The sequence below is a fragment of the Streptomyces sp. NRRL B-24572 genome (assembly GCF_002156145.1).
GTDB classification, from domain to species: Bacteria; Actinomycetota; Actinomycetes; order Streptomycetales; family Streptomycetaceae; genus Streptomyces; species Streptomyces vietnamensis.
In genome coordinates this window covers 1-3,756 of sequence record NZ_MWIG01000599.1, presented here as the reverse complement: position 1 = coordinate 3,756, position 3,756 = coordinate 1, and the positions used below count along the sequence as shown (strand labels likewise).

At 72.0% G+C, this 3,756-nt stretch carries 4 protein-coding genes; all 4 read left to right on the top strand.

Annotated features, from left to right (window positions below):
* A partial coding sequence (locus tag CCN56_RS43945) for a hypothetical protein (RefSeq protein ID WP_218779468.1) occupies nt 1–265 on the top strand: 265 nt, incomplete at its 5' end.
* Between the two features lie 290 nt (nt 266–555).
* Entirely contained in the window at nt 556–1,497 is a 942-nt protein-coding gene (locus tag CCN56_RS31240; protein ID WP_086831283.1) for a cation diffusion facilitator family transporter, read from the top strand.
* 197 nt (nt 1,498–1,694) lie between these two features.
* Entirely contained in the window at nt 1,695–2,954 is a 1,260-nt protein-coding gene (locus CCN56_RS31235; RefSeq protein WP_086831282.1) for a bifunctional class I SAM-dependent methyltransferase/N-acetyltransferase, read from the top strand.
* A 153-nt stretch (nt 2,955–3,107) separates the two neighbouring features.
* On the top strand, nt 3,108–3,728 hold the full coding sequence (gene idi / locus CCN56_RS31230; RefSeq protein WP_086831281.1) for an isopentenyl-diphosphate Delta-isomerase: 621 nt from the start codon (nt 3,108–3,110) through the stop codon (nt 3,726–3,728).
* Nucleotides 3,729–3,756: the final 28 nt, after the last annotated feature.

The following is a 3,756-nucleotide window of genomic DNA, read 5'->3' as shown; positions in this document are numbered from 1 at the left end:
CGTCCCGGCTGGCGAGCGCGACGCGCTCGCCAGCCGGGACGGCGGCAAGGAGGGCACCGGCCTCCTCGGCGCCGGAGGCGATCCGGACGTCGAAGCCGAGCGACCGCAGATCACCGTCGAGCGAGGATCCGGGTGCCGGCGGGCCGGTGAGGATGGCGGTCGACAGACGAACTCACTCCTTGGAGCTGACGGAGGGGCCGGCGGGGCCGTGGCGGCCCCGGGCGCGGCGGTGCGGCCCGGCACCGGGCGGCGACACGTCGGCTGAGGCTATCGGATGAACGGAACGTGAGTTCACCGAGGCTTCGTCGGCAGTACTCCCCCGGGACCGTCCGTGTCCGTCCGGGTGCGCCGCGTTCCGTGGAGATCATCATGGGCGATCGGCGGTCCGCCCCACAAACCCCGTTCCGGGAGGCCACCGGCACGGTCCCCCCGTTCTGCCGTTGTCGCAGGTCAGAGCATATGACAACGGTGTTCAGTACCGTGTTGCACATACCCCCCACCCGTAGTTCACTTGCGAATCGGGGCACACGAGAGACACGACCGGGAGGCCTTGTCATGGGGGCTGGACACGACCACGGGCACAGCCACGGCGGCCCGCCGCCGACGGGTACGGCGGCGGCCGCGTACAGGAACCGACTGCGGATCGCGCTCGGCATCACGCTCTCCGTGATGGTGATCGAGGTCATCGGCGGTCTGGTCGCCGACTCGCTCGCGCTGATCGCGGACGCGGCCCACATGGCGACCGATGCCGTCGGCCTGGCGATGGCGCTCCTCGCGATCCACTTCGCGAACCGGCCGCCCTCCGGGAACCGCACGTTCGGGTACGCCCGGGCCGAGATCCTCGCGGCGCTCGCCAACTGTCTGCTGCTGCTCGTCGTCGGCGGTTACGTGCTGTACGAGGCGATCCAGCGGTTCATCGAGCCGGCCGAGACCAAGGGCGGCCTGGCGATCGCGTTCGCGGTGATCGGCCTGGTGGCCAACGTGATCTCGCTGTCGCTGCTCATGCGGGGCCAGAAGGAGAGCCTCAACGTGCGCGGGGCCTATCTGGAGGTGCTCGCGGACGCTCTGGGTTCGGTGACCGTGATCGTCGCGGCCGGGATCATCCTGGCGACGGGCTGGCAGTACGCCGACCCGATCGCCTCGATCGTGATCGGCCTGATGATCGTGCCGCGCACGGTCAAGCTGCTGCGCGAGACCCTGGACGTGCTCCTGGAGGCGGCCCCCAAGGGCGTCGACATGGCGGAGGTGCGGGCGCACATCCTGGCCCTGCCGGGCGTCGAGGACGTGCACGACCTGCACGCCTGGACGATCACCTCGGGCATGCCGGTGCTCTCCGCGCACGTGGTCGTCGACCAGGACGCGCTGGACTCGGTCGGGCACGAGAAGATGCTGCACGACCTCCAGGGCTGCCTGGGCTCGCACTTCGACGTGGAGCACTGCACCTTCCAGCTGGAGCCGGTCGGGCACGCGGAGCACGAGGCGAAGCTCTGTCTGTGAGCCCGGGCGCCTGTTAGTCTCTTCGTACGAACGCGTGTGGAGAGGAGCTGAGGTTGATGACCGTCGCGATGGAGGCTGCCCAGTGCGGCAGCGCCCGGTCGTCCCTCAGCCTCCGGGTCTCCGGCTGACCTGATCCCGGTCTTCCCACCGGTACGTCACGTCGTCGGCCGGGGCCCTTTCCTCAAAGGGTTTCCACGTTGTCCGACAACGCTCTGCACGACTCCTTCTTCGCCCTGCACCACGGTCTGCCGCGGCAGGGCCCCGGCTCCGACACCACCACCCGTCGGCTCCTCGCACTCGTGGGGCCGCTTCCGGAGCGTCCGCGCGTGCTCGACCTGGGCTGCGGCCCCGGTCGCTCCGCGCTGCTCCTGGCCGCCGAGGCGAACGCCGAGGTGACCGCCGTCGACACCCATGAACCGTTCCTCGCGGAGCTGCGGGAGACCGCCGCCGCCCGCGGGCTCGACGGTTCGGTCCGCACCCTGAACGCCGACATGGGCGCGCCGCCCTTCCCCGACGGCTCCTTCGACCTGGTCTGGGCCGAGAGCTCGGTCTTCGTCCTCGGTTTCGACCGGGCCCTCGCCGAGTGGCGCAGGCTCCTCGCGCCCGGGGGCACGCTGGTGCTCACCGAGTGCGTCTGGACCACCGAGGAGCCGGGCCCCGCGGCCCGTGCCTTCTGGGAGGAGCACTACGCCCTCCGTACCGTCGCCGGGAACGCGACGGCGGCCGTCGAGGCCGGCTACCACGTCCTGGGGACCGTCCCGCAGCCCGAGGGCGACTGGGACGAGTACTACGTGCCGCTCGCCGCGCACGCCGACGCGGCGGACACCACCGTGCCCGGCATGGCCGAGGCGGTGGCCGGGGCCCGCGCCGAGATCGCGCTGCGACGCGAGCACGGCTCCGAGTACGGGTACGCGGGCTTCGTCCTGCGGCCGGCCGATCCGCGCTGGCGCACCCGTCCGGAGACCGACGCGGACGTCGCGGAGATCCGGCGGGTCGTGTCGACGGCCTTCGGGTCGGAGGCCGCCCCCTCGGAGACGGAGGCCGATCTGGTCGAGGCGCTCCGGCTCGACGACGCCTGGCTGCCGGGCCTGTCGTACGTGGCGGAGGCCCCGGACGGCACGGTCGCGGCGCACGCGCTGATCACCCGCTGCCTGGTGGACGGCGTCCCGGCGGCCGCGCTCGCTCCGGTCTCGGTGGCTCCCGCGCACCAGCGGAAAGGGGCGGGGCAGGCCGTCGTCCGGGCGGTGCTCGACGCGGCCCGGCTGCGCGGCGAGCCGCTCGTGCTCGTCCTGGGCCATCCGGGGTACTACCCGCGGTTCGGGTTCGTACGTGCGTCCGCGTATGGGATTCGGCCAGGTTTCGAGGCTCCGGACGAGGCGATGATGGCGCTCGTCCTGGACGGTTCGGTACCCGTTCCGCCGGGCACACTCGTCTATCCGGCACCTTTCGGGGTGTAGTGCCCGATTGACGGCCCTCCGCTCCCATCGCACCGGGGTGTACTCCGGTGCGATGGGAGCGGACACGTCCGGCCGCCGAAGTACGGACAAGCCGGTTTTGTACGGCAGACTGTGGTGGCCCCACCGGGCCGAGGACCGATGCGAAGGATGGGTATGCCGATCACACCAGCCATCACGGCTCAGATCTCGCCGGAGACCGCGTCGAACGGTGTCAAGCCGTCCGGAGACCCGGCGTCGATCATGCTCGAACTGGTCGACGAGGAGGGGCGGACCATCGGCACGGCCGAGAAGCTCTCCGCCCACCAGGCGCCGGGGCAGCTGCACCGCGCCTTCTCCGTCTTCCTCTTCGACGAGTCGGGTCGGCTGCTGCTCCAGCGGCGGGCACTCGGCAAGTACCACTCCCCCGGCGTCTGGTCGAACACCTGCTGCGGCCACCCCTACCCGGGCGAGGCGCCGTTCGCCGCGGCGGCCCGGCGCACCTTCGAGGAGCTGGGCGTCTCGCCGACGCTGCTCGCGGAGGCCGGCACCGTCCGCTACAACCACCCGGACCCGGCCTCGGGCCTGGTGGAGCAGGAGTTCAACCACCTCTTCGTCGGCCTGGTGCAGGCCGACCCGCGGCCGGACCCGGAGGAGATCGAGTCCACCGCCTTCGTGACCCCCGACGAGCTCGTCGAGCGGCATGCCGCCGCGCCCTTCTCCGCCTGGTTCATGACGGTCCTGGACGCGGCGCGTCCGGCGATCAGGGAGCTGACGGGTCCGTCCGGGGGCTGGTGACCGCCGCCGCCGGGAGGCGCGCCTCCCG